General features: G+C 46.1%; 21 protein-coding genes. 15 read left to right on the forward strand and 6 right to left on the reverse strand.

The annotated features are described in order from the left end of the window. Positions 1 to 765: 765 nt before the first annotated feature. The 6 genes from nrfH to AAC033_RS00030 all read left to right on the forward strand — a co-directional run bounded on the left by nrfH (position 766) and on the right by AAC033_RS00030 (position 8308). The gene (nrfH, locus tag AAC033_RS00005; protein ID WP_339734020.1) at positions 766 to 1341 is read left to right on the forward strand and encodes a cytochrome c nitrite reductase small subunit; all 576 of its coding nucleotides are present in this window, start codon (positions 766 to 768) and stop codon (positions 1339 to 1341) included. Positions 1342 to 1354: 13 nt separating this feature from the next. Continuing rightward, positions 1355 to 2869 carry an ammonia-forming cytochrome c nitrite reductase gene (gene nrfA / locus AAC033_RS00010; RefSeq protein ID WP_339734022.1) on the forward strand — a complete coding sequence of 505 codons (1515 nt, stop codon included), beginning with the start codon at positions 1355 to 1357 and terminating at the stop codon, positions 2867 to 2869. Between the two features lie 12 nt (positions 2870 to 2881). Next, the gene (locus tag AAC033_RS00015) at positions 2882 to 4099 is read left to right on the forward strand and encodes a hypothetical protein (protein ID WP_339734024.1); all 1218 of its coding nucleotides are present in this window, start codon (positions 2882 to 2884) and stop codon (positions 4097 to 4099) included. A gap of 161 nt (positions 4100 to 4260) precedes the next feature. Beyond that, positions 4261 to 5505, forward strand: coding sequence for a cytochrome c biogenesis protein ResB (locus AAC033_RS00020; protein ID WP_339734026.1), 1245 nt, complete (start codon positions 4261 to 4263; stop codon positions 5503 to 5505). Continuing rightward, a complete protein-coding gene (gene ccsA / locus AAC033_RS00025) occupies positions 5489 to 6295 on the forward strand; it encodes a cytochrome c biogenesis protein CcsA (protein WP_339734028.1) in 807 nt (268 codons plus the stop codon). The genes AAC033_RS00020 and ccsA overlap by 17 nt, the downstream gene beginning before the upstream one ends. Before the next feature lie 480 nt (positions 6296 to 6775). Continuing rightward, positions 6776 to 8308 (forward strand): PepSY-associated TM helix domain-containing protein, encoded by a 1533-nt coding sequence (locus AAC033_RS00030; RefSeq protein ID WP_339734031.1) that lies wholly within the window; start codon positions 6776 to 6778, stop codon positions 8306 to 8308. Here the strand turns inward: AAC033_RS00030 and AAC033_RS00035 are convergent. After that, positions 8305 to 9057 (reverse strand): class I SAM-dependent methyltransferase, encoded by a 753-nt coding sequence (locus AAC033_RS00035; RefSeq protein ID WP_339734033.1) that lies wholly within the window; start codon positions 9055 to 9057, stop codon positions 8305 to 8307. The genes AAC033_RS00030 and AAC033_RS00035 overlap by 4 nt on opposite strands. A 130-nt stretch (positions 9058 to 9187) precedes the next feature. Continuing rightward, positions 9188 to 9688, reverse strand: coding sequence for a low molecular weight protein-tyrosine-phosphatase (locus tag AAC033_RS00040; RefSeq protein WP_339734035.1), 501 nt, complete (start codon positions 9686 to 9688; stop codon positions 9188 to 9190). Positions 9689 to 9961: 273 nt separating this feature from the next. Here AAC033_RS00040 and AAC033_RS00045 point away from each other — a divergent pair, with 273 nt between their 5' ends. The 4 genes from AAC033_RS00045 to AAC033_RS00060 all read left to right on the forward strand — a co-directional run bounded on the left by AAC033_RS00045 (position 9962) and on the right by AAC033_RS00060 (position 15967). Continuing rightward, a complete protein-coding gene (locus tag AAC033_RS00045) occupies positions 9962 to 11317 on the forward strand; it encodes an MATE family efflux transporter (RefSeq protein WP_339734037.1) in 1356 nt (451 codons plus the stop codon). Positions 11318 to 11590: 273 nt separating this feature from the next. Continuing rightward, positions 11591 to 13918: a sodium-translocating pyrophosphatase gene (locus AAC033_RS00050; RefSeq protein ID WP_339734039.1), complete on the forward strand. Its 2328-nt coding sequence runs from the start codon at positions 11591 to 11593 to the stop codon at positions 13916 to 13918. A gap of 296 nt (positions 13919 to 14214) precedes the next feature. Then, a complete protein-coding gene (locus tag AAC033_RS00055) occupies positions 14215 to 15735 on the forward strand; it encodes a biopolymer transporter TolR (protein WP_339734042.1) in 1521 nt (506 codons plus the stop codon). 88 nt (positions 15736 to 15823) lie between these two features. Next, positions 15824 to 15967, forward strand: coding sequence for a hypothetical protein (locus AAC033_RS00060; protein ID WP_339734044.1), 144 nt, complete (start codon positions 15824 to 15826; stop codon positions 15965 to 15967). A 166-nt stretch (positions 15968 to 16133) separates the two neighbouring features. On the opposite strand, the gene AAC033_RS00065 is transcribed toward AAC033_RS00060, so the two are convergent. The 3 genes from AAC033_RS00065 to AAC033_RS00075 form a co-directional block, all read right to left on the reverse strand. Beyond that, on the reverse strand, positions 16134 to 16514 hold the full coding sequence (locus AAC033_RS00065) for an SRPBCC domain-containing protein (protein WP_339734046.1): 381 nt from the start codon (positions 16512 to 16514) through the stop codon (positions 16134 to 16136). Between the two features lie 98 nt (positions 16515 to 16612). Next, positions 16613 to 18586, reverse strand: coding sequence for a DUF3078 domain-containing protein (locus AAC033_RS00070; RefSeq protein WP_339734048.1), 1974 nt, complete (start codon positions 18584 to 18586; stop codon positions 16613 to 16615). An 84-nt stretch (positions 18587 to 18670) separates the two neighbouring features. After that, positions 18671 to 19135: a CYTH domain-containing protein gene (locus AAC033_RS00075; RefSeq protein ID WP_339734050.1), complete on the reverse strand. Its 465-nt coding sequence runs from the start codon at positions 19133 to 19135 to the stop codon at positions 18671 to 18673. Positions 19136 to 19490: 355 nt separating this feature from the next. Between AAC033_RS00075 and AAC033_RS00080 the strand changes: the two genes are divergently transcribed. From AAC033_RS00080 to AAC033_RS00100, 5 genes are all read left to right on the forward strand, one after another. Then, on the forward strand, positions 19491 to 19955 hold the full coding sequence (locus AAC033_RS00080) for an NAD(P)H-dependent oxidoreductase subunit E (RefSeq protein ID WP_339734052.1): 465 nt from the start codon (positions 19491 to 19493) through the stop codon (positions 19953 to 19955). A gap of 5 nt (positions 19956 to 19960) precedes the next feature. Further along, the gene (locus AAC033_RS00085; protein WP_339734054.1) at positions 19961 to 21148 is read left to right on the forward strand and encodes an NADH-ubiquinone oxidoreductase-F iron-sulfur binding region domain-containing protein; all 1188 of its coding nucleotides are present in this window, start codon (positions 19961 to 19963) and stop codon (positions 21146 to 21148) included. A gap of 18 nt (positions 21149 to 21166) precedes the next feature. Further along, the gene (locus AAC033_RS00090) at positions 21167 to 22957 is read left to right on the forward strand and encodes an NADH-dependent [FeFe] hydrogenase, group A6 (protein ID WP_339734056.1); all 1791 of its coding nucleotides are present in this window, start codon (positions 21167 to 21169) and stop codon (positions 22955 to 22957) included. Positions 22958 to 23075: 118 nt separating this feature from the next. Beyond that, entirely contained in the window at positions 23076 to 24386 is a 1311-nt protein-coding gene (locus AAC033_RS00095; protein WP_339734058.1) for a serine hydrolase domain-containing protein, read from the forward strand. 106 nt (positions 24387 to 24492) lie between these two features. After that, positions 24493 to 24975 (forward strand): methylated-DNA--[protein]-cysteine S-methyltransferase, encoded by a 483-nt coding sequence (locus AAC033_RS00100; protein ID WP_339734060.1) that lies wholly within the window; start codon positions 24493 to 24495, stop codon positions 24973 to 24975. A gap of 7 nt (positions 24976 to 24982) precedes the next feature. On the opposite strand, the gene hydE is transcribed toward AAC033_RS00100, so the two are convergent. Beyond that, on the reverse strand, positions 24983 to 26077 hold the full coding sequence (hydE, locus tag AAC033_RS00105) for a [FeFe] hydrogenase H-cluster radical SAM maturase HydE (RefSeq protein ID WP_339734062.1): 1095 nt from the start codon (positions 26075 to 26077) through the stop codon (positions 24983 to 24985). Between the last annotated feature and the right edge of the window lie 51 nt (positions 26078 to 26128).

The raw sequence follows: 26128 nt of genomic DNA on the forward strand, positions 1-26128 counted from the left end.
CAGCGACAAAAATTAGCAGGGATTCGTTGTTTTTCGGGGCAGATATTGACCGTACTTGTGCGATGGTACGTGTGATAAACCTTAGTTTAAACGGTCTTTGGGGCGAAGTCTGCTGGATAGATACATTGATGAATCGTTTTTATACGGGTTGGCAAATCGAACTGCACCCGTAACGTGGGGTTCCTTACATCAGGGAGATTTCAGAGACAGAAAGTTTCGTGGTTTTGAAACTACTTGAGGAGAAGCAAGAAATCATTTCCAAACAGCAGCTTATAACTGGAGCATCTCAGCATTTGTTGTTTGAACTCTAGGGGTAGTGCCCCTTTTTTGTTCGTTTCAGTATTTTGAAAGGTAAAACCTGGTCAGTGCATAGACATGGCCGAATAGTTTAAGAAAAGTTTCACCCCTAAACCTCCCTCAGATCCATATCCGAAAATCAGGACAGACTGTAAACCTCTCAATCCATACGGCTCTTATCATGCAGTCAATTTTTCAGGTTGACTGACAACCTAAACCCCAGCGATAAAATTTTAGATGTCTTTTCCACACTCACTTCAACCATGGAACAGTTTTTACTTTGCTTCGGCTGAAATGTTTGTACTTGTAGAATATCCATTTTATCATTCAATGGGGGCAGGTGGTATAAGAAGGAGTCCAAACATAAGAGCATTTTTTTTTGAAAGTTTGTAACATTCGGTACAACCTAAGCGCAACGACTCCCGTATTTTTAACCAATAAACTATAATAAAAAAAACGAAGTCAGCTATGATCCGAAACCTTCACCCTCCGAAGATCTGGAGAATCCCTGTTATCATAGTCCTGGGAATATTTGCCGGTCTTTTTGTCCTGTCCGTTTACCTATCAAAAGCGCATTCCTATCTGTCCGACGATTCCAAAACCTGTGTCAACTGTCACATCATGGCGCCTCAGTATGCCACCTGGAATCACAGTTCGCACCGCGAAGTAACCAATTGCAATAGTTGCCATGTTCCACACGACAACTTTTTCAACACGTATTATTTCAAGGCGAAAGATGGGTTACGCCACGCCACGGTTTTCACCTTGCGAAACGAGCCCCAGGTTATTTTCATTAAGGAAGAAGGCGCCGAAGTGGTGCACCAAAACTGCGTTCGCTGCCACGAAAATCAACTGATGGATGCGCAGCATAGCAGCTACATTGCCAACTACGAAGCGCACCGGACTGACAGAAAGTGCTGGGAGTGTCATCGCGAAGTTCCGCACGGACGGGTTAATAGCTTATCGAGCACACCCTATGCTCGTGTTCCGCTGCCAGAAAGCCCTGTACCCGACTGGATTAAAAATTTAAATAACAACGATTAAAAAACCATATCACATGAAACCATTGAAGACGACCATTGAAAAAAAACCGATTTTAGGCTGGCTACTTTTTTTCGCCACCTTACTTGTTGTTTTTGTTTTGGGGCTGCTGGCCTCATCCATTATGGAACGCAGGGCCGAAGCCAGCTTTGTAAATGTTCCGAAAGTCAAGTTATCGGAGTTTGAACCGCGCAACGAAGTGTGGGGCGAAAACTTTCCCCGCGAGTTTCAGTCGTATTACCAAACCGCCGACAGCAATTTCCAAAGTAAATACAACGGTAACGCCATGATCGACATGCTGGAGGTTGACCCGCGCATGGTCGTGCTGTGGGCCGGCTACGGATTTTCGAAAGATTATAACCAAGGGCGCGGCCACTACTACGCCATTGAAGATATTCATAACACCTTGCGAACAGGAGCCCCAACCAACGAAAACGAAGGTCCCATGCCATCCACCTGCTGGACCTGTAAAAGCCCCGATGTTCCGCGCGTGATGCAGGAAGAAGGGGTTGCCGAGTTTTATAAAGGGAAATGGGCCAGGCTGGGTGCTGAGGTAGTCAACCCCATTGGCTGCGCCGATTGCCACGATCCAGAAACCATGAACCTAAGAGTAACCCGACCTGCCTTGGTGGAAGCCTTCGAAAACATGGGTAAGGATGTGAACAAAGCTTCGCACCAGGAAATGCGGTCGCTGGTTTGCGCCCAGTGCCATGTGGAATATTATTTCGACAAGGACAAAGTGGAAGGCGCACAATACCTGACCTTTCCCTGGCACAATGGGATGACTGTTGAAGGAGCCGAAGAATATTACGATGCCATCGACTTTAGCGACTGGACCCATTCAATAAGCAAAGCGCCCATGTTGAAAGCCCAACACCCGGGGTACGAAATCTACATGCAGGGCATCCATGCCGAACGCGGTGTATCATGTGCCGATTGCCACATGCCTTACAAGTCTGAAGGCGGACAGAAATTCACTGATCATCACATCCAATCGCCGTTAAACAATGTGGCCAACTCCTGCCAGGTTTGTCACCGCGAAGAAACAGCAAGCTTGATCAAAAACGTGTTTGACCGTCAGGATAAAGTCATTGAAAATCGCGACAAGCTGGAAGAACTGCTGGTCCGCGCTCACCTGGAAGCCCAAAAGGCTTGGCAACTGGGAGCTACAGAAGATGAAATGAAGGAAGTGCTGATGGGCATCCGTCATGCGCAATGGCGCTGGGATTATGCGGCGGCCAGCCACGGCGGCTCGTTCCACGCTCCGCTCGAAACCAGCCGGATCATTTCAACAGGAATCGACATTGCGCAGGAAACACGCATCAAGCTGTCGCGCATCCTGGCTTCGAAAGGATTCATCGAGGAACTGCCCTACCCCGACATTTCAACAAAAGCCAAAGCACAGGCATTTATTGGCCTCGACATGGCTACCTTAAACCAGGAGAAGGAAGAATTTCTGGAAACCGTTGTTCCCGAATGGCTCAAAAAAGCACAGGAACGTGAAGAGTCGTGGGATGTTGTTCGTCAATAAAAGCAGAACAAAATGAAGATACGTTTAACCGGCAGCTTGCTGCTACTTTTTATGTTGTCCACTACCTTAAGCTATGCCCAATTTTCGCTGAGCGGAGAATTCAGGCCACGCACCGAACTGAGCCACGGCTACAAAAGCCTGGCCGGAAGCGATCAGGATGCCTCCTTGTTTACGGCACAGCGCACCCGGCTCAATGCCTTGTATCAAACCGAGAAGGTCATCACCTTCTTATCGTTGCAGGATGTACGGACGTGGGGAAGCCAAGCCCAGTTGGTGGGCAATGAAGATTTTGCCACTTCGGTTCACCAGGCTTGGGCCGAAGTGTTCTTCTCACCCGAGTTCTCCTTAAAAGCCGGACGACAAGAGCTGGTGTACGACGACCACCGGATTTTTGGGAACGTTGGCTGGGCCCACCAGGCACGTTCGCACGATTTGGCTATTCTAAAATACCAAAGCGACGTCGACCTGCATGTTGGAATCGCCCACAACGAAAACAGCAATCCCGCTAACAACCTTTTTGATGGAGCCGATGCCTACAAAGACCTGCAATACGCCTGGTTTAGCAAACAATGGGACAAAGGCAGCTTGAGCTTACTGGTCCTTAACAATGGCATTCCTGAAAACACGCCTGACGGACAAGAGGTGAACTACAGTCAGACCATAGGCGGTCATGCCACCTATCCGCTGGGAAACTTCAAGCTGGCAGCCAACGCTTACCTGCAAACCGGAAAAACAGCCACCGGCGGCGACTTGAGCGCTTACAACCTGCTGCTGGAAGCCACCTGTCCGCGCGGCATTACCTGGGGTTACGAACGTCTGTCGGGAACAGGTTACGACGACGCGAAAAACAAATCGTTTAACCCGTTGTATGGCACCAACCACAAGTTTAACGGTTTCATGGATTATTTCTATGTGGGCAATCATTTCAACTCGGTTGGGTTGAACGACATCTACGCGAAATACAACTATTCCAAAGATAAACTGAGTTTGAATGCCCATTTGCATTACTTTTCTGCCGCGGCTGAAATTAACGCTGACGCATCCAACTACCTGGGAACGGAACTGGACTTGGGAGCCGGATGGAAAATCAGCCCCGAAGCGCAGATCAGCTGTGGTTTGTCGTGGCTTTTTGCAGGCGAAAGTATGGAAATCATCAAAGGAGGAGACCAATCGGCAAGCCACTACTGGAGTTGGCTCATGCTGAGCGTAACACCTAATTTTATTAAATGATTTCCACCTGTGTCCTATTGAGTCCGTCAATATTTGTCATTCATGGTCATTAGTTAATCATGAAGTTGTTTTGAACCGATCGTTGACAATAAAATGACCATGAATGACTTTTTAATGACATGACGTAAACTTGAAAATATTCAATATTTAATCACTGTTCTATGGAAAGAAATACCTGGCAAACGCCATGGTCGTATCGCGAGGGATGGATTATAGTTGGGGGATTGGCCATTTTAGGTGTCGTTTGGCAGGCGTTTCTGCCTGCGCTTGAAGCGCAAGTCCCACGCTGGCCCGGCAATCTGATCCTGGGCCTTGTTTTTATCATACTGCTGTTGGCCCTGCACTTCTTCTCTGCAAAGTCACTGATCAGTAAATGGTTGACATCGGTTCCTGCGGCGGTCACTTCGGCTGCCTTTTACTGTGGACTTGCCATCCTGATGGGCATCATACCTCAGGGACAAACGGGCGACTCAGCGCTCATCAACCTGCTGGGCTTGAACCGGCTGACGACATCCTGGATTTTTGTATTGGCCAATGTTTATTTTTTAAGCAGCCTGGGCTTGGCAACGCTAAAACGTTTGATTCCTTTCAAACTAAAAAACATGGGCTACATCCTGAACCACCTTGGACTTTGGATCGCACTGACATCAGCCGCCTTGGGAAGCAGCGACCTGCAACGTTTGTATATAAACTGCTATGAGGGACAGCCCGAGTGGCGCGCCACCAACCAGGCTGGACAGGTGGTTGAATTGCCGATAGCCATTGAGCTGACAGATTTCAAAATTGAAGAATATCCGCCCAAGCTCACCCTGATTGATAACACAACGGGCCGGGTGGTTGCCAAGGGGAAGAAAAACCAATATTTTTCGGTTGAAGATTCGCCGATCCAGTTGCTGGATTATCAGATTGACGTGGAGAAACTGCTCCAGTCGGCCGGGCTGATTGGCGAACGTTTTGAGCCGGTCAATGAGATGGGCTCGCCACCTGCCGCGAAAGTTATGGTGACGCATACACAATCCGGCGAGACGCAAACCGGCTGGGTGAGTTCGGGAAGTTTCATGCACCAGCCCTATGCCTTCAAACTGAACGAGCACTATTCGCTGGTTATGCTGCCCCCCGAACCTCAGAAGTTTCAATCCGACATCCGCATTGTGACTGAAGAAGGCCAGCAGATGCAAACCACCTTAGAGGTGAATCAACCCTTCAAATTAGGTGGCTGGAAACTTTATCAGCTGAGCTACGACAGCGAAAAAGGAAGATGGTCAACACTAAGTGTGATTGAACTGGTACGCGATCCCTGGATTCCGGTGGTTTACATGGGAATTTTCATGCTGCTGGCCGGCAGCCTGTTTTTATTTCGCGATGGGACAAACAAAAAGAAAGCACAACATGATGGGATGGATTAATTTCGAAATATTTGCGGCAATCAGCCTGCTTTGCTGGTTGGCCGGTGGCGGTTTTCTATTGCTGAAAACCACCAATCCGGCATTCAGAACTGTTGCTCCCACGATACTTGCACTGAGCGGCTTCATCAGCTTGCTGCTGTTTATCGTGTTGCTTTGGCTTAAAATTGACCGCCCACCCATGCGTACACTGGGTGAAACCCGCCTATGGTATGCTGCCTTGCTGGCATTGATTGGCATGGTCAGCTTCGTCCGATGGAAATACAAATGGTTGCTGGCTTACAGCCTATTTATGGGCGGCTTGTTTTTGGTGATCAACCTGCTTCACCCCGAAACCTACGACAAAAGCCTGATGCCTGCGCTGCAGAGTGTTTGGTTCATTCCGCACGTCATTGTTTACCTGTTTGCCTACGCCTTGCTGGCCGCCTCAAGCCTGGTCGCCATCAAAGCCATATACCAGGATCACCACGGTAGAAACTGGCAACATCTTCCTGATTTGGCCGACAACTTTGTTTACCTTGGCTTTTCATTTTTAACCATGGGACTGCTGTTTGGCGCGCTATGGGCCAAGGAAGCCTGGGGGCACTATTGGACCTGGGACCCGAAAGAAACCTGGGCGTTCATTAGCTGGACGGCTTATTTAATCTACATTCACTACCGGTACAAACACCTGAAAAAACACAAACCGGCTATGTGGATTTTAATTGTGGCTTTTGGCTTGTTGCTGATCTGCTGGTTCGGTGTCAACTACTTGCCAACCGCCCAAAACAGCGTGCATACGTATTCGGGCTAGATGGAAAATTGTCATTGGTTTATTGGCTATAGATCATTGGTGGTCATTTAATTGTCACTCATCCCCAGTGGTTGGACAACTTGAAATTTGAATATTGAAACTGGATGCTTGATAACTTTTGGCTGGCTTCTTGGGCTCGTAGCTTAGGGTTCGATTCCGGATACCAAATATTCGAAATTGAAGAGCTCTTTGAATGAATTAAAATTCATAACGACCATAATAGGCACATAGAACCTTTAGATTAGCAAAATAAAAGATGTCGATCAATGTTGGTTCCCTGTCTGCAGGGACTACGACTGAACACTTCTTCAGCCAGTAGTTGGACAACTTGGAATTTGAAATTTGGAATTTCCTTTTTGCAATTTGTAACATCCGGTACAACTTAAAAAGCCAGCTTTATTATCTTCGCAGTTTATAAAATCAGAATCAGATGCAAAACTCTGTATTGTTCCGTTTGCATCATTTTCAATACGCTGTTTCATGAAGAAAAAAAATAAATCCCTCAAAATCTTTCGGAAACTACACAAATGGCCCGGAATTGTGATTGCCTTTTTGGCCATTCTTTTTGCCTTGTCGGGAATTGTCATGAATCACCGCCCACTGTTTTCGACAGTGGATGTCAGCCGGAAACTGTTACCTTCGGACTATCACTATAAAAACTGGAACCTGGCAGCTGTTCGCGGTGGGTTGCCAATCGACTCAACCCACTTCCTCTTTTTTGGGAACATTGGCGTTTGGCAGAAAAATGGTGATGAGATCCGCGATTTCAACCAGGGGTTTCCAAAAGGGGTTGACCAGCGTAAGATCTACCAGATCCGCTCTTTTCAGAACAAACTGTATGCCGCCACTCATTTCGGCTTATACGAGCGGGAGCAAACCAACGGACAATGGCAGAAAGTGCCAATCCCGCTAAAAGAAGAACGCCTGACCGACCTGTTCATCAAACAGGACAGCTTGATGGTTTTGAGCCGCCACTACCTTCTAAAATCGGGTGATGGAAATCAATTTGAGGTCATTCAACTTCCAAAACCCGTGAACTATGAACGCAAAACGAGCCTGTTCACCACCCTCTGGCAGTTACACAGCGGTGAACTTTTTGGCTTGCCCGGCAAATTGTTTGTCGATTTACTCGGGCTGGTGACCATCCTGCTTTCGGTAACCGGCTTGCTGCATTTTTTCTTTCCAAAAATTGCCAAACGACGGCGGAAAAAGAAAAAGGACAACAGCAAACTGACGGCTACCCGGCGCCTCAACCTGCGCTGGCACAACGTCGTTGGTTATGTATTTATCCTTTTTTTGCTGATCAATACCACCGCCGGTATGTTTTTGCGTCCACCATTGTTGATCCCAATCGCCAATTCGAAAGTAGGGTTGATCCCGGGAACACACCTCGACAACCCGAATCCATGGTTCGACAAGCTGCGGCGCGCCACTTGGGACAACAACTTAAACAGCTACATCTTTTCAACATCCGATGGATTTTTCCTGGCTGATGAAAAGCTGGAAGAGCAGCTCATCCCGATGCCTGTTCAGCCACCGGTCAGTGTGATGGGCTGCAATGTGCTGGAACCAATTGGCCAGGGACAATACCTGGTTGGCTCTTTCAACGGGCTGTTCATTTGGGATATCCAGAAGCAAATTGTCTTGGACGCTTTTAGCCAACAACCTCCGCAAGCCAATAGCGGACGCCCCATTTCGGATCATATGGTGGCCGGCTATTTTGAGCTGAATAAGCAAGAGCACTACTGGTTCGACTACAGCCGGGGGATGCTCAACTTTGAAGGAAAGGCAAGCTGGACCATGCCACAGGAAGTCTTGGAGAAATCACCCCTGTCGCTTTGGAACACCGCTTTGGAAATACACACGGGGCGAATTTTTGAACACTTGCTTGGCCCATTCTACATTTTATACGTTCCCCTTTCGGGTTTATGTTTGATCATGGTACTGGTCAGCGGCTTCCTGATTTGGTGGAAAGCTTATCGCAAAACGAAAATGCAAAAAACAAGCTCCTAAGAAGCAGATCGCTCGGCCGACAAAACCAGGGGCAAATGATGCCCGCCAAAGGGCTTTTTATCAAAATTGGCATAGTACTTTATGCGTTCGAAGCCAAAATGCTGCAGGAGTGTATGCAAATCGTTTTTGCGTAAAGGCAATAGTCGTGAAGCATGAAAAAGTGATTCGCGGGTGCTTTTAATAACCAATTCAGTATTGAAAATAATCTTTTCGCCTTCAGATTCCGGTAAGTCATACTTCCGGATAAAACTAATTTTTGGCCCGTCAATCAACGGAAGTTCATCAATTTCCTGATCCAAAATATGATCATAGTTCAGGATTTGAACTAATAACTTGCCGCCAGGTTTCAGCACTTTAGCAACCACCTTAAAGAAACGGCCAATTTCATCAATCGAATCAAGATGAACCAGCGTATTCCCGAAGCACAAAACGGCATCCAACGAGGATTGATCACAATACGAATCGGCTTCGAGCATGTTGCCGGCAATAAACTGAAGATCCGGAAAATGATTTTCCTTTTGAGCCAAGGCAATCATCTTTTCATTTAAATCGAGTCCGGTCACCTGGCTTCCAAGCCCAGCCAGCTTTTTCGCCAATTGCCCGGTTGAACATCCAATATCCAGAATTTTCTTGCCATCCAACGCAGCCAGGCTGGACTGCACAAACTCAAGCTGCTTCTCATTCAATGGAAATATCTGGTTGTAATATTTGGCGATGGATGAGTAAAAAATTTCCTGATCAATTTTCATAGCGGACGGATTAATTTTATGATTCGCCTGTTCCTGATTCCAAGCGTTTGAAAATCTAAATATAGGCGTTTTTTCGCTCCGATCATGTTGCACGAAACTTTTAAATGGAATGGAACAACCGTCAATTTACTTATTTACCAGCCGGGCTTTTATCCCGGATTTCCCAAACAATTCTATTCAGAAGCCCCTGGCAAGCATCTTCCAAAATATCCAACACCAACTCAAAGCCGTCAGCTCCACCGTAATAAGGATCGGGAACCGACTGGTAACTTTTGGATTTTGCAAAGTCGGTCATTTTATGGATTTTCTTCAGATCATCGAGGTTACGCGCCATTTTCTTTAAATCCCATACATTGTTGTCATCCATGCCGACGATGTAATCAAAACGATCAAAATCAACCACCGGATCTACCGGACGCGAAACTGACGTCAGGCGATAGCCTCTTCGAATCGCATGGCTCTGCATACGGGCATCTGCAGGTTCTCCTTCGTGATACGCCGCGGTTCCAGCTGAGTCGCATTCAACCGCGCTTTCTAAGCCCTGATTTTCAAGCAGACTGTTGAAAACCGCCTCGGCGCTGGGTGACCGGCAAATATTTCCTAAACAAACAAAGAGTACCTTTTCTTTCATATCAAACCGCGTTTATCTACAAAATTAATCCATTCTGAAAATCATAAAAGTGAAGCGCGCAAAAAGTGTCCAATGTTATATTTTTTTAACAATGTACTGCGAAATCGACATTCGGCGGTGAAATCCCATCCAACAAACACGGATCGCGCTATTTAATCGGCATCTGCAACAATCATAAAAAACTTATTTTCAATATATTAAGAACAATGCAAGATATCAACAATTTTGAAATCAAAATTAAAATACTCAGATTTGCATTCTGTTTTTTAGAACATGAAAGATTTTACCGTCGGCAGTGAAGCAAAAATTATCCTGAACTTTTCGGTCCCATTGGTTATTGGCAATTTATTTCAGAACCTTTATAATATTGTTGACAGCATAATTGTAGGAAATTACCTGGGTAAAGAAGCCCTGGGAGCTGTCGGCGCCTCATTTCCCATTATTTTCACGCTCATCTCATTGGTTATTGGTGTTGGTTCGGGCGCATCGACTGTTGTTTCGCAATACTTTGGTGCCAAGCAAATGCACAATGTTGCCAAGACTATCGACACCATTTTCATCTTCTTTCTGGTCTCGTCGCTGATTGTTTCGGCACTCGGAATATATTACAGTGAGGAGATTTTCAAGCTTTTACAACTCCCCGACGAGATGATGCCTGAAGCCGTCAGCTACATGAATGTTTACCTTTTGGGTATGTTCTTCTTTTTCGGATTTAATGGCATTACTTCGATTCTTCGCGGGATGGGTGACGCAAAAACACCCCTTTATTTTATGGTGATCTCCACCTTCAACAACATTGTGCTGGACATTCTCTTCGTAGTGGTTTTTAAGTGGGGTATCGAAGGCGCCGCCTTTGCGACGGTTGTGGCCCAGGCCATAGCATTTTTTGCCGCGACTTGGTACCTCAACAAAAAACATCCGGTGATTAAGTTGACCCTTCGGAAATATGTTTTCGACCGGAACATTTTTAAAAGTTGCCTGCGCATTGGCTTGCCCACCGGCTTTCAGCAATCGTTCGTCGCTTTTGGTATGATGGCGATTATGGCTATCGTCAATGGTTTTGGAACCAACGCAGTGGCCGCCTATACCGCAGCCATCCGTATTGACTCGTTTGCCAAAATGCCGGCCATCACTTTTTCCTCGGCCTTGTCGAGCTTTACCGGGCAAAACCTGGGGGCATTGCGCGAGGACAGGGCCAAAAACGGACTGAAAATCACGCTTTATTTTTCGCTGATCTACTCGATCTTCATCTCCATCATTATTATCGTTTTCGGAAAGTACCTGATCAAGATGTTCACGCCCGACCCTGCTGTAATAGCAATCGGGCAGGATTACCTGGTGATTGTTTCTTCGTTTTACCTGCTGTTGTCTGTTATGTTTACGCTTACCGGATTTCTGCGGGGCGCCGGTGCAACCTTTATCCCGATGCTGACCACCTTGACTGCTCTTTATGCCATCCGGATTCCCTTGGCCTATTTCCTTTCCGATCATCTGGGGGTCAATGGAATTTGGTGGGCCGAACCCGCCGCCTGGCTTGCCGGAACCATTATCTTGGCGGTGTATTATTTCAGTGGGAAGTGGAAGGGCAAGGATGTTTTTCAGCGATCGAAAAAGCAGAACACCCTGTAAATCCCTCTTACTGTCCAGTATCTTTTAGACTTAAATCATCAAATTATAAGTTACTTCTTTAGAATGCCTACAAATTAAAGGCAATAACCACTTCTGACTTCCATTTTTTATTTTTCAGCTTATCTTTGTTAGCTTCAAAACTGAATCTGGCTGACTGTCATACAACATTAGGGTATCCAGCTCAGCCAACAACAATATTTATTATTTTCACGCCTGTTTTTAGGTAATAAAAAATCACTAACCGCAACATCGTTGCACTTAATTTTATAGCTTATGAGTAATGTTTTCCTTATTGTTCCAATAGCATCCATACTTGCATTGGTCTTTGCCTGGTTCTTCTTTAAATCGATGATGAAGAACTCCGAAGGCACTGACCGGATGAAAGAAATTGCACAATATGTCAGGGAAGGTGCAATGGCCTATTTAAGGAGGCAGTACAAAGTGGTGGCTATCGTTTTTGCCATTCTTTTCGTCCTGCTTACCGTCATGGCTTATTTTGGAGTTCAAAACCCATTTGTTCCCATCGCGTTCTTAACTGGAGGGTTCTTCTCTGGTTTGTGCGGCTTTTTGGGAATGAAAACTGCAACTTTTGCTTCGGCGCGTACTGCCCACGGAGCATCACAGTCGTTAAACAAAGGACTGCAGATTGCTTTCAGAAGTGGTGCTGTAATGGGTCTGGTTGTCGTTGGTTTTGCCCTGCTTGATATTGCAGCCTGGTACTGGTTATTGAGTGAGGTTATTTTTACGCCGGAACACCTGGCAAACGGCCTTGAATTCCTTGGGCTCCATTTCGTTCATGGAAGTGCTGATTATGTGGCTAATGGTATTATTACCGAGGCCGGCCAACGTGTTAAATTGATTGAAATTACCGTCACTATGCTTACCTTCGGAATGGGAGCTTCTACCCAAGCCTTATTTGCACGTGTAGGCGGTGGCATTTATACTAAAGCAGCCGATGTGGGTGCCGACCTGGTTGGTAAAGTTGAAGCTGGTATTCCTGAAGACGACCCGCGTAACCCGGCAACCATTGCCGACAACGTAGGCGATAACGTAGGCGATGTAGCTGGTATGGGCGCCGACCTTTACGAAAGTTATGCCGGTTCGATCCTGGCGACGGCTGCCTTGGGTGCTGCGCTTCCGGCAATTGTTTTATCTGATTTAAGTATCGACCCGGTAAAAGCGGTTACGGCACCAATGATCGTCGCTGCGATTGGTATTATCCTTTCTATCGTTGGAATATTTATGGTCCGTACCAAAGAATCAGCCACACAAAAAAACCTGTTGAATGCTCTTCTTATCGGTACAGGTGGAAGTTCGCTTTTAATTTTAATTGCCATGGCCGGAATGGCGTACTTTGGATGGGTAACCTGGGGCGTTTTTGGTGCTGTGGTTATCGGGTTGGCTGCCGGTGTAATTATTGGACAGGCAACTGAATTTTTCACTTCCGATGAATATAAACCCACAAAAGGCATTGCGGCACAAGCGCAACAAGGGCCTGCAACAACCATCATCGACGGCCTTGCCGTTGGAATGTATTCAACCTGGATTCCTGTAGTCACCATTGTATTGGGTATTATGGGATCGTTCTGGGCAGCTGGCGGTGCAAGTCATTTTGCCATGGGTGTTTATGGAATTGGTTTTGCAGCTGTTGGAATGCTTTCAACACTGGGAATTACCCTGGCAACCGATGCATTTGGCCCAATAGCCGACAACGCCGGTGGCAACGCCGAAATGGCCGAACTTCCCCCTGCAGTTCGTGAGCGTACCGATGCGCTGGATATGCTTGGAAACACAACTGCCGCTACGGGAAAAGGGTTCGCAATTGGTTCAGCAGCGTTGACAGCTATGGCGCTTATTTCGGCATACATGGAAGAAGTGCGTTTGTGGTTTGGCAAAATTGCAAAAGCTGGCGAAGGATTTATTATGAAAGGAGAGTTTGTTTTTTACAATGATGTGGCTCCTGCGGTTGAAGAAGGGATCAAAGCGGTGAAGATTTCTACGGCTTCGGTCAAGGATCTGGCCGCTGCTTACGATATAACCATTTTCAATCCATTGTTCTTAGGTGGCTTGTTCCTGGGATCGATGATGGCCTTTGTGTTTAGCGCCATGACCATGAAAGCTGTTGGTCGTGCTGCCGGGGCTATGGTTGATGAAGTTCGTCGCCAGTTTCGCGAAATTAAAGGGATTATGGAAGGCACCGCTGTGCCCGAATATGCAAAATGTGTGGAAATATCAACCAAAGGCGCTCAACGCGAAATGTTGCTCCCATCACTGGTAGCCATCATTGTTCCTGTGGTGGTTGGTGCATCAATGGGAGTTGCCGGTGTTATTGGGCTTCTCTCAGGCGGCCTAACTGCGGGATTTACACTGGCCGTGTTCATGAACAATGCCGGTGGAGCCTGGGATAACGCCAAAAAGTTCGTTGAAAAAGGAAACTATGGCGGAAAAGGCAGCGAAGCTCATAAAGCTGCTGTTGTTGGTGATACCGTTGGCGACCCGTTCAAAGATACTTCAGGACCGTCGTTAAATATCTTGATCAAACTAATGACAATGGTCTCAGTGGTGATGGCGGGTTTAACCGTGACCTTGAGCTTATTGTAATTATATAAACTATTGACGTAATAATATTAAAAAACCTGTGGGCCGACGCTCACAGGTTTTTTTGTGATTGAATTCCCGCCAACAAAATTGTCCGCTTACACACCTGCCTGCGGATTCCGTCGTGGCTGTCAATTCATGTCATTCCTAATCATTTTTATTGTCGTTAATCGTGTCAAAACAACTGAATAGCCACCTATTGACCACTGAATGTATTTTTAATGACATGAGGTAATCTCGCGGATATTCATTTTTCCTATCTTTAATGGAATCAATATAAACGCTAATCGACACCAACCATGAAACACTTTTTTTGGCTTCTTTTGTGTGTGCTCGCCACCACGACCCTTGCCCAGCAACCTATCGGGTCCTTTTCTTCGAGTCATGATATCGGCAATCCCAGACTTTCCGGCTCAGTTTCGTTCGACGATCAAACACAGGAATACACCCTTCGCGGATCCGGTTACAACATTTGGTTTGAACGCGATGAATTTCACTTTCTGAACAGCAAGATCAAAGGCGATTTCATTCTCACTGCCAACTTTGCGTTTATCGGAGAAGGTGTTGACCCGCATCGCAAAACCGGCTGGATGGTTCGTGCTTCGGATGAAGAAAATGCGGCGCATTGTTCCGCCGTTTTGCACGGTGACGGATTAACAGTGATGCAGTGGCGCCTGCTCAAAGGTGCTTTCATGCGCGATCCGGAAGATCAGCTCGTGGCTCCTAAACCCAACTACCAGATCCTGCAACTGGAACGTTCGGGCAAGACCATGATTTTTCGTGCGGCACATCCTGGAGAACCACTGCAAATCATCGGATGTCAGGTGATGGAAAACCTGCCTGATGAAGTGCTGGCCGGCCTTTTCATCAATTCGCATAATCCCGAAGTCATAGAACAAGCCAAAGTATGGAACGTACGAATCGACCAACCGGTTGCGGACGATTATCATCCCGGACAAGAGGGCTGGCTGGGCTGCCGGCTGGAAACCATGAACGTATTCAGTGGCAAACGAAAAGTGATTTACGAGCAAGACGACCGCTTTGAAGCGCCCAACTGGATGCCTGATGGCAAGAAACTATTATTCAACAGGGATGGTTTGCTCTATACCATTCCGGTTGGAGGCGGCGAATTGGAACAGCTCAACACCGGCTTTGCCAACCGCAACAATAACGACCACGGCATTTCCTTCGATGGAAAGCTACTGGCCATCAGCCACCACAGAGAAGGGATGAATGGCGGAGGATCAACGGTTTACGTATTGCCTCTTGAAGGTGGCACACCACAACTGGTAACCGAAGAAACACCGTCATACTGGCATGGCTGGGCGCCCAACCACAAAGAGGTGGTTTATGTGGCACAACGCGGTGAAAGCAGCGGGTACAACATCTATAAAAATTCCATCAAAGGCGGGAAAGAAGTGGCACTGACCAACTGCAAACCCGGCGAACATGTGGATGGCTGCGAATATTCGCCCGACGGACAATACATCTATTACAACGGCAGCCAGTCGGGAACCATGCAGCTCTGGCGCATGAAACCAGATGGCAGCGGAAAAGAGCAAATTACCTTTGACGAATACAACGACTGGTTTCCCCACATTTCTCCCGATGGTAAATGGATTGCTTTTATCTCGTTTCCCCCGGATATTGAATTCAACTCGCACCCGTCGTACAAGCGGGTCATGCTGCGGCTCATGTCTACATCGGGCGGAGCCCCGAAAGTGATCGCCTACCTGTATGGCGGACAAGGCACCATCAACGTTCCATCGTGGTCGCCCGACAGCCAGCAGATTTCCTTTGTCAGCAACTCAGGAAAATAGGATTGAATTGAATTCAGGATTGGTAAATCAGCAGGGGAAGAGAAGAGGACCTTGAATGATGCTAAAGCCCCTGTAAAAACAGCGCAGCATGAAGCCCGTCGGACAAATCCAGTCGCAATACCCTTTATGGCGCCTGACTGGCTGTTATATTGGTACGAATGCTTCCCTGCTTGCCAGCGGATCATTCGTACTAGTACGAAAGCTTCCCGACAAACAGGCGGAACGTTCGTAGGGGACTCAAGGGTTAATCGGTTGATTCGCTTGCGACGGGATTTTTGCCGCTTGCAGCCTTCTGCCTACTGGGACCGAAAACTGAACACTTATCCCTATAGTTTCTTGCGGCTGGACAACTTGAAACCCGAAACTTGGGATTTGAAACTTGAAACTTTCTAAGTAGATTATTCTTCAAACAACTGGTTCAGCGCGTCAAAATAATCTTCTTTCCAGCCCTCCACAATATTGTCGTACGCCTCATCCGGAATATTGGTATGCACGATTTCCATGCTTGTTCCAGCGCCATCTTTATGCAATTTGATGGTAACGATCGACGGTTCGTCCTGCTCTCCGAAATACCATTCCTGAACCAACTTAAAATCTTTGACAAATTCAAGGTTTTTGCCACAGATGCTTCCATCCCAAAGCGAAAATTCGGTATCGGGTTTTTCCTCCATCACCGCATCTTCTCCCGTCCAAATTTCGAGCATCACCTGGTTGGTCAACGCATTGTAAACATCAGCCGGATTGGCCGCCAGACGAAAGTATTTTTTATAGTTTTTCATTTGAGATTCTTAATTGATGATGTAACTACACCTGTTCATGTTCTCGTAAAATGAGCGTATCCCGAGAATCAAATCTTAATTCCAAAATGCCCAATAGCTTAATTTACTTTTTCTCGCCGAAAAATACGCTTATTTAATTTATAAGAAAAACCAATGGTAATAAATTCTTTCACCTGCCACCGGGGTTCCAAAATTGCGTTTCCTGCACTATCCTCTCCCACGTTAAACAAAACATTATCATCAAAAATGAAATGCACTTGCATGCGCATGTTCATAAAATCATTCAGCCTCATCACCACGTTGTTTTCCCAATCCACGTCGAAATTTGTGAATGGCGAATTGTAATTGATAAACATTTTATACTTCATTTGATAGGAGATATCTGGTGTGAGATCTTTCTTCAAGAAAATATCAGCGTTTAAACCGGGCTCCCAGTAACGTTTTTTACCTTCCTTGATTCCGTAATTTGTAGGATCAACTTCTGCCGTATCTCGTACCGAAACGGTTTTAGAGGTAAACGGCGAAAGGAATAACGAGAAGTTATTATTGGGTTTATAGTCCAAACCAAGCTTGATAAGTGTCTTGGCAGGCGACATAAATGCCGAAACTTTATTGTCGCGATCGGGATACTTATAACCATTAAAGATCTGTGTTTGAAAATCAAATTCCGCACTGTAATACCACTTTTTAAAAGCACTCAGCCCGAAACGCGAAATAAACTCAAACTTATCATCATTCTTCTGAATCTTGTCTTCAGAAGGTTTCATCCAGCCGTTACGGAGCTCGACCGAGTTTTCCCATTTCACTTTTCGGTAGGAATAGTTGGCATAGCCTTTCAAAATCATCAATGTTGACAGGGAACCAACCCCTTTCTTCCAATATTTGTTAACCGCCGTCTGTGTGAAACCAACCGTTCCGTCACCACCCAAGATCCAGGGCGTAGTGATTTGGTATCGTTTATCAATCTGTCGCAGGTTACTTTCTGGCTCGAACTGGTCAAAATTATAGTCTTTGGTGCGTTGCGAGGAAAAGCGTTTCAAAGTTACTGCATCATCAATAAAAATCTGCATGCTGTTTTTAGCGGTATTCTGAATTCGGATTCCAAGCGAATCATTTTGCTCATTCTTTAAAAACATCCGGCTGTAACGCTGAGCATCATTACGCAACCAAACCTGGGTTGAATCTCCTTCGCTGTTTTTTACCCACACTTCAACCGAATCTTTCTCCGCATAATCTGTTAAAACATCGATCATGCGGGCGATTGAATCGTTCACCGATTCCATAACCCAGTTGTTATACCTTTCCAAAACCAGATAATTTTGGGTTTTAACAGAATCCTTAAAATTGAATTTTGCCTGTTGTATATAATCCTGAACATATCGATTCTGATAGGCCTCCGACACTGAATCGACATAAGCTTGCAAGACGTTACTATTGTATTGCAGACGTGCAGTTTCAAGGAAAGCATGCTTCGCGCTATCGAGCCGCTGCAGGCGTCTGAAATCGGCCGGGCTGCGAACCAACGAATCCGGCAATGCATCAAAGTTCTTCAGACTATCGGGCAAAGAAACCAGCGAATCGCGTAGTAAAACATCCGTTTCTCCTGGCTCCAGGAGCTTCACCTTGTCGTTCATATTCACAAACAATTCCTCCGGCACAGCAATCTGGTCTTTGACAATGGTTGACTGAATGGCCCGCTCCAGCTGATTAAGTTGTTCCCTAACATTTGAATACGGAACATAGCCTTCGACATTTAAGCTATCGGCAACACGCGTAGGCAAGCGGTAAAAAAAATCTCCATCATGACTCTCACGGTAGGCTTTAAGTTTATACAAAATGGTATCAATCTTTTCATCTTCAACAAAATGAATCAAGCCCTTCAAGCTTTTCAGAAGTTCCTCATTCCGAGGTTTCCAATCGTTTTGTTGTTCTAAAAAAAACTTCAGATACTCCACACTTACTTCAACAGAGTCAACTGCTGAATCGTTCTTTCTCGGCAATTCATTAGCCTGAGAATTAAAGTAGCAAAATGTTATGATTAAAATAACAGTTCGTGTCAATCTGTTCTTCATGAATCCAACGGTTTATTTGGCTTAACTTACAAACGATACTTCAAATAAAATCTTGTGCAAGACTGCAAAAATTAAGCCATAATCCTATTTCCACTCCAAATAAGGATGCTGCGACAAATAGGAATTATGGTATTTCACCAAGCCGGTAACCTCGGTTTTTATCCAAGGTGGTAATTCAACCTGTTCATTTTCATCGGGCAACTCCAGCTCGGCCAACACCAGCCCTTGGTTGGCTCCGGCAAAAAAGTCAACTTCCCACTTTTTCCCGTCAACCCAAATCAGATGACGGACTTTTTCAATCGGCGGATAAATCGCCAAATCAAGCAGCTCTCTTGCATCTTCAAGAGGAATCGGATATTCGTACTCTTTTCGGGAAAAACCAACCAGCTTGCCCTTGATCGTCAAAAAGGCTGATCCATCCGCCAATCGCACCCGCACCGTTCGCTCGGGGTCTGCTTGCAGGTAAGCCTGAACCATCACTATTTTTTGTTCTGCTGCTGGCAGCAATTTTTCATTGACCAAAAATTTGCGCTCAATCTCAGTTGCCATGACCATTCAATTTTTAGCAAAATTAAAAGACCAAATGAGATAAGACCGTACGAAGCAGAAAAGATTTTCAAATCATTCAACTTTCACTAAATAAAAACTTGCTGTTTCCTATTTAGAATCAATCTAATCTGCAATAACCAAATTATGTTGGAAAACAGCAAAAAAAATCATCTTTCTGATAAAAGTCTTCTAGTTATCTCACCCAGCTTCCCTAATTTTATAACAAATTGAACAAATGATCTTCGAAAGAAAACCAGGAAGTTCAATTAGCGAGCTGATCTTGCCTCCAGCTGGGCGCTTACTGACAACAAATTACCTATTTAGTCATTTTACTAAACAACTAATTCTATTTTATATGAATCCAGTACAGGACCTAATTAAAAATCTGGCCGATGAGCACGGACGAACCCGGGCCAATTTGTTACCCATTCTTCAGGGGGTTGTAGAGCAAGAAAAATACCTGTCAGAATTTTCCATGATCGAAATTGCGAGGGAGCTCAACCTAAGCGCAGCCGATGTTTATGGAACTGCCACTTTCTATTCTTTTCTGGAACACAAAAAAATGGGGACATACCTTATTCGGGTGTGCAAGACCATCACCTGCGCCATGAAGGGAAAGAATCAGATTCTGCTGACCATCGAGGACATGTTGAAAATTGGGTTGGGTGAAACTACCTCAGATGGTAAATTCTCTTTACTGCAAACGAATTGTCTTGGGTGGTGCCACAAGGCTCCGGCTATGCTCATCAACGATGAAGTTTATACCGAACTGACCCCCGAGTCGGTGAGAGAAATTTTAAGTCATTACCTTAAAAAATAACTAACATGGTTGCTCATTCCTATCAATTAAAGCGCGCTGATTTCATTTTCAAAAATGAAAACGACTGGGAACGAATCCTGGATAAAACACTCAAGCGTCCCACCCAGGAATTAATCAACGAGCTCATGAGTTCGGAGTTAAAGGGCCGCGGAGGCGCAGGTTTTCCAACCGGTTTGAAATGGAAGCTGACCGCCGAAGATCCATCGGACGAGAAATTTGTGATTTGCAATGCCGATGAGGGCGAGCCGGGGACATTCAAAGACCGCGAAATCTTATCAAAAGTACCCTATAAAGTACTGATGGCCATGGCAGTATGTGGATACGTGATCGGTTCAAACAAGGGCTATATTTACCTTCGGGGCGAATACAAGTTTTTGGTACCCGAACTGAATAGGGTAATCCAGGAATTCGAATACTATTGTAAACAGATTGGGCACAACTTCTCGATAAAAATTTTTCTGGGCAGTGGGGCCTACATTTGTGGCGAAGAAACCGCCCTCTTTGAATCGATGGAAGGCAAACGGGGCGAACCACGAAACAAACCACCTTACCCCAGTTCCAACGGATATATGGGAAAAGCCACGGTGGTTAACAATGTCGAAACGCTGGCCCACACTTTTACCATTTTTAAATACGGCGCCAAAAAATTCTACGACCTCGGCGTGCAGTATTCGAGGGGTTCTAAGTTATTCTCTGTTTCGGGCGACACACCCAAACCCGGCATTTACGAACTTGAACTGGGCATGAGTTTGCAAGATTTTGTCAACGAATTTGGTGATGGCGATACCAAAGCCGTCCAGGTTGGAGGCGCGTCGGGCTTTTTGGTCCCCCGCAAACGATTCGAAAAAACAACCATTGGCTATCGTGGCAGACTAACGGGCATCTCTCTGCCCACCGGTGGTTCGATGATGCTTTTCAACAGTTCCCGATCCATGTACAATGTGCTCGACAATTATCTGGAATTTTTCCGCGAAGAAAGCTGTGGGCAATGTACGCCCTGCCGGGTAGGATGTCAGCAACTACACTTTGGCATTAAAGCGGTAAAACGGGGCGACAAACCAGCACAATACCTCGACAAACTGCTTAAACTGACAGAAACCATGCAACTCACAGCAAAATGCGGACTTGGCCAGTCGGTCGCCAACTCGTTTAGTTCCATTGTTGAAAATTTCAGAGAAGAAATGATCTACTAACCCACTAAGAAACATGCTATGAGCAACAAAATAAACGTCTCCATTAATGGAATCGGACTTGAGATGGAACCCGGAAAGACCATTCTCGATGCCGCGAATCAAGCGGGAATCATTATCCCAACCTTGTGTTTTCACAAAGATTTATGCATTGCCGGCAACTGCCGGGTATGTGTGGTTGAAGTTTCCGGACAGAAACGATTGGCAGCCGCCTGCGCCACCCCTTGCGAAGAGGAAATGGAAATTCAAACCAACAGTCTGAAAGTACGGAACTCCCGGAAACACATCATTGAGCTGCTGTTGTCGGAACACAATGCCGACTGCACCAAGTGCTATAAGAACGGAAACTGCGAATTGCAGGAACTGGCCTCGGAATATAAAATTATGACCCAGGATTTCCTTCGGCTGGCACCTCTGAAAAATTACACCATCGATCAATTTTCGCCATCTATCATCAAAGACGACAGCAAATGCATTCGCTGTCAACGCTGTGTTCGTACTTGCGCTGAATTGCAGGGAGTAAATGCCCTAACCGTGGCCTACAAGGGCGATGAGATGAAAGTAGCTGCATTCTTTGAAAAAGCCATGAACGATGTGGTTTGCACCAACTGCGGACAATGCGTCAACCACTGTCCTACCGGAGCATTGGTGGAGCGAAACTACATTGAAGAAGTGTGGGACGCTATTTCCGATCCGGAAAAGCATGTGGTGGTTCAAACAGCGCCGGCTGTAAGGGTCGGGCTAGGCGAAGAAATGGGAATGGAGGTAGGTTCCCGGGTAACTGGGAAAATGGTATCAGCCCTCAAACGCTTGGGATTCAACGCAGTGCTAGATACTGATTTTACTGCCGATCTCACTATTATAGAAGAAGGGACAGAATTGCTGAACCGACTTAAGAAAGTAATGAAGGACAAAGAGCCTAATGTTAAATTACCCATGGCAACCTCCTGCTCACCAGGCTGGATCAAATACATTGAACACATCTACCCTGATCTTCTGGAGCACCTATCCACCTGTAAATCACCTCAGCAAATGTTTGGAGCCCTGGTAAAAACCTATTACGCCAAAGCCCGGAAGATCGATCCGGAAAACATCGTTTCAGTTTCCATCATGCCATGCACGGCCAAAAAGTTTGAGGCGAACCGCCCGGAAATGCACGACAGTGGCTTCCGCGATGTTGATTATGTGCTCACCACCCGCGAATTGGCCATCATGATCAAACAAGCTGGCATCGATTTTAAAAAGCTTCCCGATGAAAAATTCGACCGGTTGATGGGCGAATCAACCGGAGCTGGGGTCATCTTTGGTGCAACTGGCGGTGTTATGGAAGCAGCGCTTCGAACAGCTTACGAGCTGGTGACCGGGCGCGACGTTCCTTTCGAAAACCTAAACATCACTCCGGTTCGTGGCATCGAAGGCGTTCGTGAAGCAACCATAAAAATTGAGAGTCCACTGGCTGAATGGGCCTTTCTGGATGGTGTAGAACTCAAATGCGCCGTTGCCCATGGCCTGGTGAATGCCCGCAAAGTGATGGAGGCTGTAAAAAACGGAACCAGCCAGTATCACTTCATCGAGATTATGGCTTGTCCGGGAGGTTGTCTGGGCGGCGGAGGACAGCCAATTCCCACAAATCCTGAAATCCGGGAAAAACGAATGGAAGCCATTTATGCTGAAGATAGTGACATGCCTTTGCGAAAATCACATGAAAACCCGGAAGTACTAAAAATCTACCAAGATTTTTTGGGCGAACCACTGGGCCCAAAATCACACCATCTCTTGCATACCAAATACATAGCGCGCGATCGCTACTAAATCCTTGCCAACAGAAGCCACTTCAAAAAAAGAAGTGGCTTTTTTATGTCCAAATCCTCCTCCCATTTATCAAAATTGCGTAAATTGTCCTGTCTAATAATTCATGAAGATCGCGTTTATGCTCAAGCTACTTAGATATATCACTGGCATTCTACTTTTTGTTGGCTGCACTTCCATCCCGAAAGAACGAAGCTTACCCTTAGAACAGGTTCCGCCCGTCCAAGCTGGTTTTTCAGAACAACGCCTGGCCTTGGCTGATAGCTTGATTAATCGATATATGAGAGACCGCCAGCTACCCGGAGGGGTTTTCTTAGTCGCCCGGCACGGAAAAATAGTCTATTACAAAAGCTTTGGGTATCGCTCATTAAATTTCTGGGAAGAATATCAGAACGATGATATTTTCCGGATTGCCTCGATGACCAAAGCGGTGACAACCGTCGGAATCATGCAGCTTTACGAACAAGGGAAATTGGGACTGGATGATCCGGTCCATCGCTATATTCTGCCATTCAAATCGATCGGCGTTTTAGATACGTTTAACCCGGCCGACTCAAGCTTCACCACCGTAGCCCCAAAAACGCCAATAACCATCCGTCATCTGCTCACCCACACTTCAGGCATCGTGTATGGCGATTTTGAAAGCAATGAAATCCGGGCGATCTACCAAAAACTAGATCTGCTTGGTGTGGGTCTTTCGCATAGTTCGTGGACAACCGAGCAGTTTATCGACAAGCTGGCCCAGGTTCCTTTGGCCTTTCATCCGGGCGACCGCTACAACTACGGGCTGAACGTGGATGTTTTGGGACGCGTTATTGAAGTGGTTTCAGGTTTGTCATTAAGGGATTATTTCCAACAGCATTTGTTTGATCCGCTTGGCATGGTGGACACCCATTTTTATCTTCCGGAAGAAAAACACAGCCGCTTGGTTCCCGTTTATGCCCAGACAGACGACGGAACCGTGATGAAGCAGGACGATGGATTGGTCCAGCTAATTGATTACCCAAAAAGAAAAGACCGGGGACACTATGCCGGCGGCGGCGGACTATCCTCAACAGCAATGGATTATGCTCGCTTCATCCAAGCGCTGGTTAATGACGGCGAATACAACGGACACCGAATTTTGGGGCGAAAAACAATTGAACTGATGACGGCTGACCAATTTGTGGCTTTGAACAAAAAAGGCGCAGGAATCAGCCAAATTCCGGGAAGTACGTTTTGCCTGGGTTTTGGCCTGATTACCGACGAAGCCAATGGACTGAATTCAAAATCTCCGGGGACCTACGAGTGGGGAGGTTATTTTAGTACTAAGTTTTTTATTGATCCTGAAGAAGATCTTATTTTCGTTGGAATGACCCAAATCAACCCCTTCAAACATGGTGAGTTTTACGACCGGCTGACAGCTGTTATTTATGGTGCGATTGAAGATTGACCGGAAAAGATGGATTAAATGAACCCGGACACCAACGCTTTTCACTGAACTTTTTACGTTAATTTTACGTTACCTTATTGTTAACAGATGAGAAAAAAGGCAACCATTGACCGAATCATACACATACCTTTCGCCGATCGGACTGATGCAATTCGACAGCAACGGCCAACAGCTCACCAGCATCCATTTTGTTGATCACGAGCATAATACCGACAAATTTGATCTGAAACTAAGGGAAACCATCACCCGCCAGTTGGACGACTATTTCGGCGGGCGCCTGCACCACTTTAACCTTCCAATTCAACCACAAGGAACCGATTTTCAAAAGCGGGTTTGGAAACAGTTGGAAACGATCGAATATGGACAGATCATCAGTTACCAGGAGTTGGCACTTAAGTTAGGCGATAAGAATCTGGTCCGGGCGGTTGGTGGGGCGAATTCAAAAAATCCGATGGCGATTGTGATTCCATGTCACCGGGTGATTGGCAGCAATAAAAAACTGGTGGGCTATGCCGGTGGGCTGTGGCGAAAAAAATGGCTTTTGCGCCATGAGCTGGAATTCAAAGAAAAGCGGGGCGAATTGTTTTAGCTGTTTTTTATTTTGAACTGATTTTCCTTCGCTTAAAAAAATGCCTTGAATCTCCCCACTCACCGTAGCCAATCTCTCCTCCAGCCAACTCAATACGGGCTTCCAGACAGTTACGGCACAAATCAGCATCTTCATCCAAGCATGGTTTATCCTCATAAAGCTGGTATTCTTTTCTGAAATCGCAGGGGGTCAGGTTAGGCATAATCACGTTGGCACCAATTTTCAATGCTTTCTCTCTCCCCGCAGGATCAATAGCCTGTAACGCAGTAGCCGCAGCAATGTTAATATCAGGCATCAGCAAACGCAGCGAGGCCACCATTTTCAAAGCCATATCAAACCGTTCGTACTTGCTTTTTAATTGATTCCGAAAATCATATAAGGGTGTATCTTCGTGTTCAATGTACGGCCCCATACCCACCATGTCCACGTCCATTTTTTTCAAGAAAAGTAAATCATCGGCTAAAAGCTCGATTGTTTGAAAAGGCAAGCCAATCATCACACCGGTTCCGGCCTGGTAGCCGCAGTCTTTTAATACTGTAAGGCAGTCCAGTCGCTTTTCGAATGAATGATGCGGGTTGTTTGGGTGAATTTTCGCATACAACTCGGGCGATGCGCTTTCAATGCGCAGCAGGTAACGATGCGCTCCACTTTCGAACCAACGGAGATAAGTGTCACGGCTTTGCTCACCACACGACAAAGTGATACCCAACTCATTGTTCGAAAGTTGCTTGATGGATTTCAGCAAGCGGTCAACGCGATTCACAAACGTTGGAGACGAAAGCTCACCCGATTGCAAGACCACCGAGCCAAAACGATTTTCCCAGGCGAATCGGCAGGCCGCCAAAATTTTCTCATCGCTGGCTTCGTAACGAACCACTTTTTCATTGCTCTTGCGAATACCACAATACAAGCAATCCTTCGAACAAATATTGGAAAATTCGACTAAGCCGCGAAAAAAGACCTTGTTACCAACGGCTTCCAGTTTTTTCGCATGAGCGGCGTCAAACAAGATTTGCCGATCGCTTCCCTCAGCCTGAAGCAAAGCGACCAGATCTTCCTTCCGGAAAGAATTTTGCGTTACGATGTCCTGCACTTTTTTCACGCTACGAAGATAAACAATTCCAAAAGGTCTCGGCGACAGTTTTTTCAATGA

This window comes from uncultured Sunxiuqinia sp., from assembly GCF_963974515.1.
GTDB lineage: Bacteria > Bacteroidota > Bacteroidia > Bacteroidales > Prolixibacteraceae > Sunxiuqinia.

Bases quoted from the DNA above. Each gene is read 5' to 3' on its own strand.
- nrfH (WP_339734020.1), top strand. From the start codon at position 766: ATGATCCGAAACCTTCACCCTCCGAAGATCTGGAGAATCCCTGTTATC.
- nrfA (WP_339734022.1), top strand. From the start codon at position 1,355: ATGAAACCATTGAAGACGACCATTGAAAAAAAACCGATTTTAGGCTGG.
- AAC033_RS00015 (WP_339734024.1), top strand. From the start codon at position 2,882: ATGAAGATACGTTTAACCGGCAGCTTGCTGCTACTTTTTATGTTGTCC.
- AAC033_RS00020 (WP_339734026.1), top strand. From the start codon at position 4,261: ATGGAAAGAAATACCTGGCAAACGCCATGGTCGTATCGCGAGGGATGG.
- ccsA (WP_339734028.1), top strand. From the start codon at position 5,489: ATGATGGGATGGATTAATTTCGAAATATTTGCGGCAATCAGCCTGCTT.
- AAC033_RS00030 (WP_339734031.1), top strand. From the start codon at position 6,776: ATGAAGAAAAAAAATAAATCCCTCAAAATCTTTCGGAAACTACACAAA.
- AAC033_RS00035 (WP_339734033.1), bottom strand. From the start codon at position 9,057: ATGAAAATTGATCAGGAAATTTTTTACTCATCCATCGCCAAATATTAC.
- AAC033_RS00040 (WP_339734035.1), bottom strand. From the start codon at position 9,688: ATGAAAGAAAAGGTACTCTTTGTTTGTTTAGGAAATATTTGCCGGTCA.
- AAC033_RS00045 (WP_339734037.1), top strand. From the start codon at position 9,962: ATGAAAGATTTTACCGTCGGCAGTGAAGCAAAAATTATCCTGAACTTT.
- AAC033_RS00050 (WP_339734039.1), top strand. From the start codon at position 11,591: ATGAGTAATGTTTTCCTTATTGTTCCAATAGCATCCATACTTGCATTG.
- AAC033_RS00055 (WP_339734042.1), top strand. From the start codon at position 14,215: ATGAAACACTTTTTTTGGCTTCTTTTGTGTGTGCTCGCCACCACGACC.
- AAC033_RS00060 (WP_339734044.1), top strand. From the start codon at position 15,824: ATGAAGCCCGTCGGACAAATCCAGTCGCAATACCCTTTATGGCGCCTG.
- AAC033_RS00065 (WP_339734046.1), bottom strand. From the start codon at position 16,514: ATGAAAAACTATAAAAAATACTTTCGTCTGGCGGCCAATCCGGCTGAT.
- AAC033_RS00070 (WP_339734048.1), bottom strand. From the start codon at position 18,586: ATGAAGAACAGATTGACACGAACTGTTATTTTAATCATAACATTTTGC.
- AAC033_RS00075 (WP_339734050.1), bottom strand. From the start codon at position 19,135: ATGGCAACTGAGATTGAGCGCAAATTTTTGGTCAATGAAAAATTGCTG.
- AAC033_RS00080 (WP_339734052.1), top strand. From the start codon at position 19,491: ATGAATCCAGTACAGGACCTAATTAAAAATCTGGCCGATGAGCACGGA.
- AAC033_RS00085 (WP_339734054.1), top strand. From the start codon at position 19,961: ATGGTTGCTCATTCCTATCAATTAAAGCGCGCTGATTTCATTTTCAAA.
- AAC033_RS00090 (WP_339734056.1), top strand. From the start codon at position 21,167: ATGAGCAACAAAATAAACGTCTCCATTAATGGAATCGGACTTGAGATG.
- AAC033_RS00095 (WP_339734058.1), top strand. From the start codon at position 23,076: ATGCTCAAGCTACTTAGATATATCACTGGCATTCTACTTTTTGTTGGC.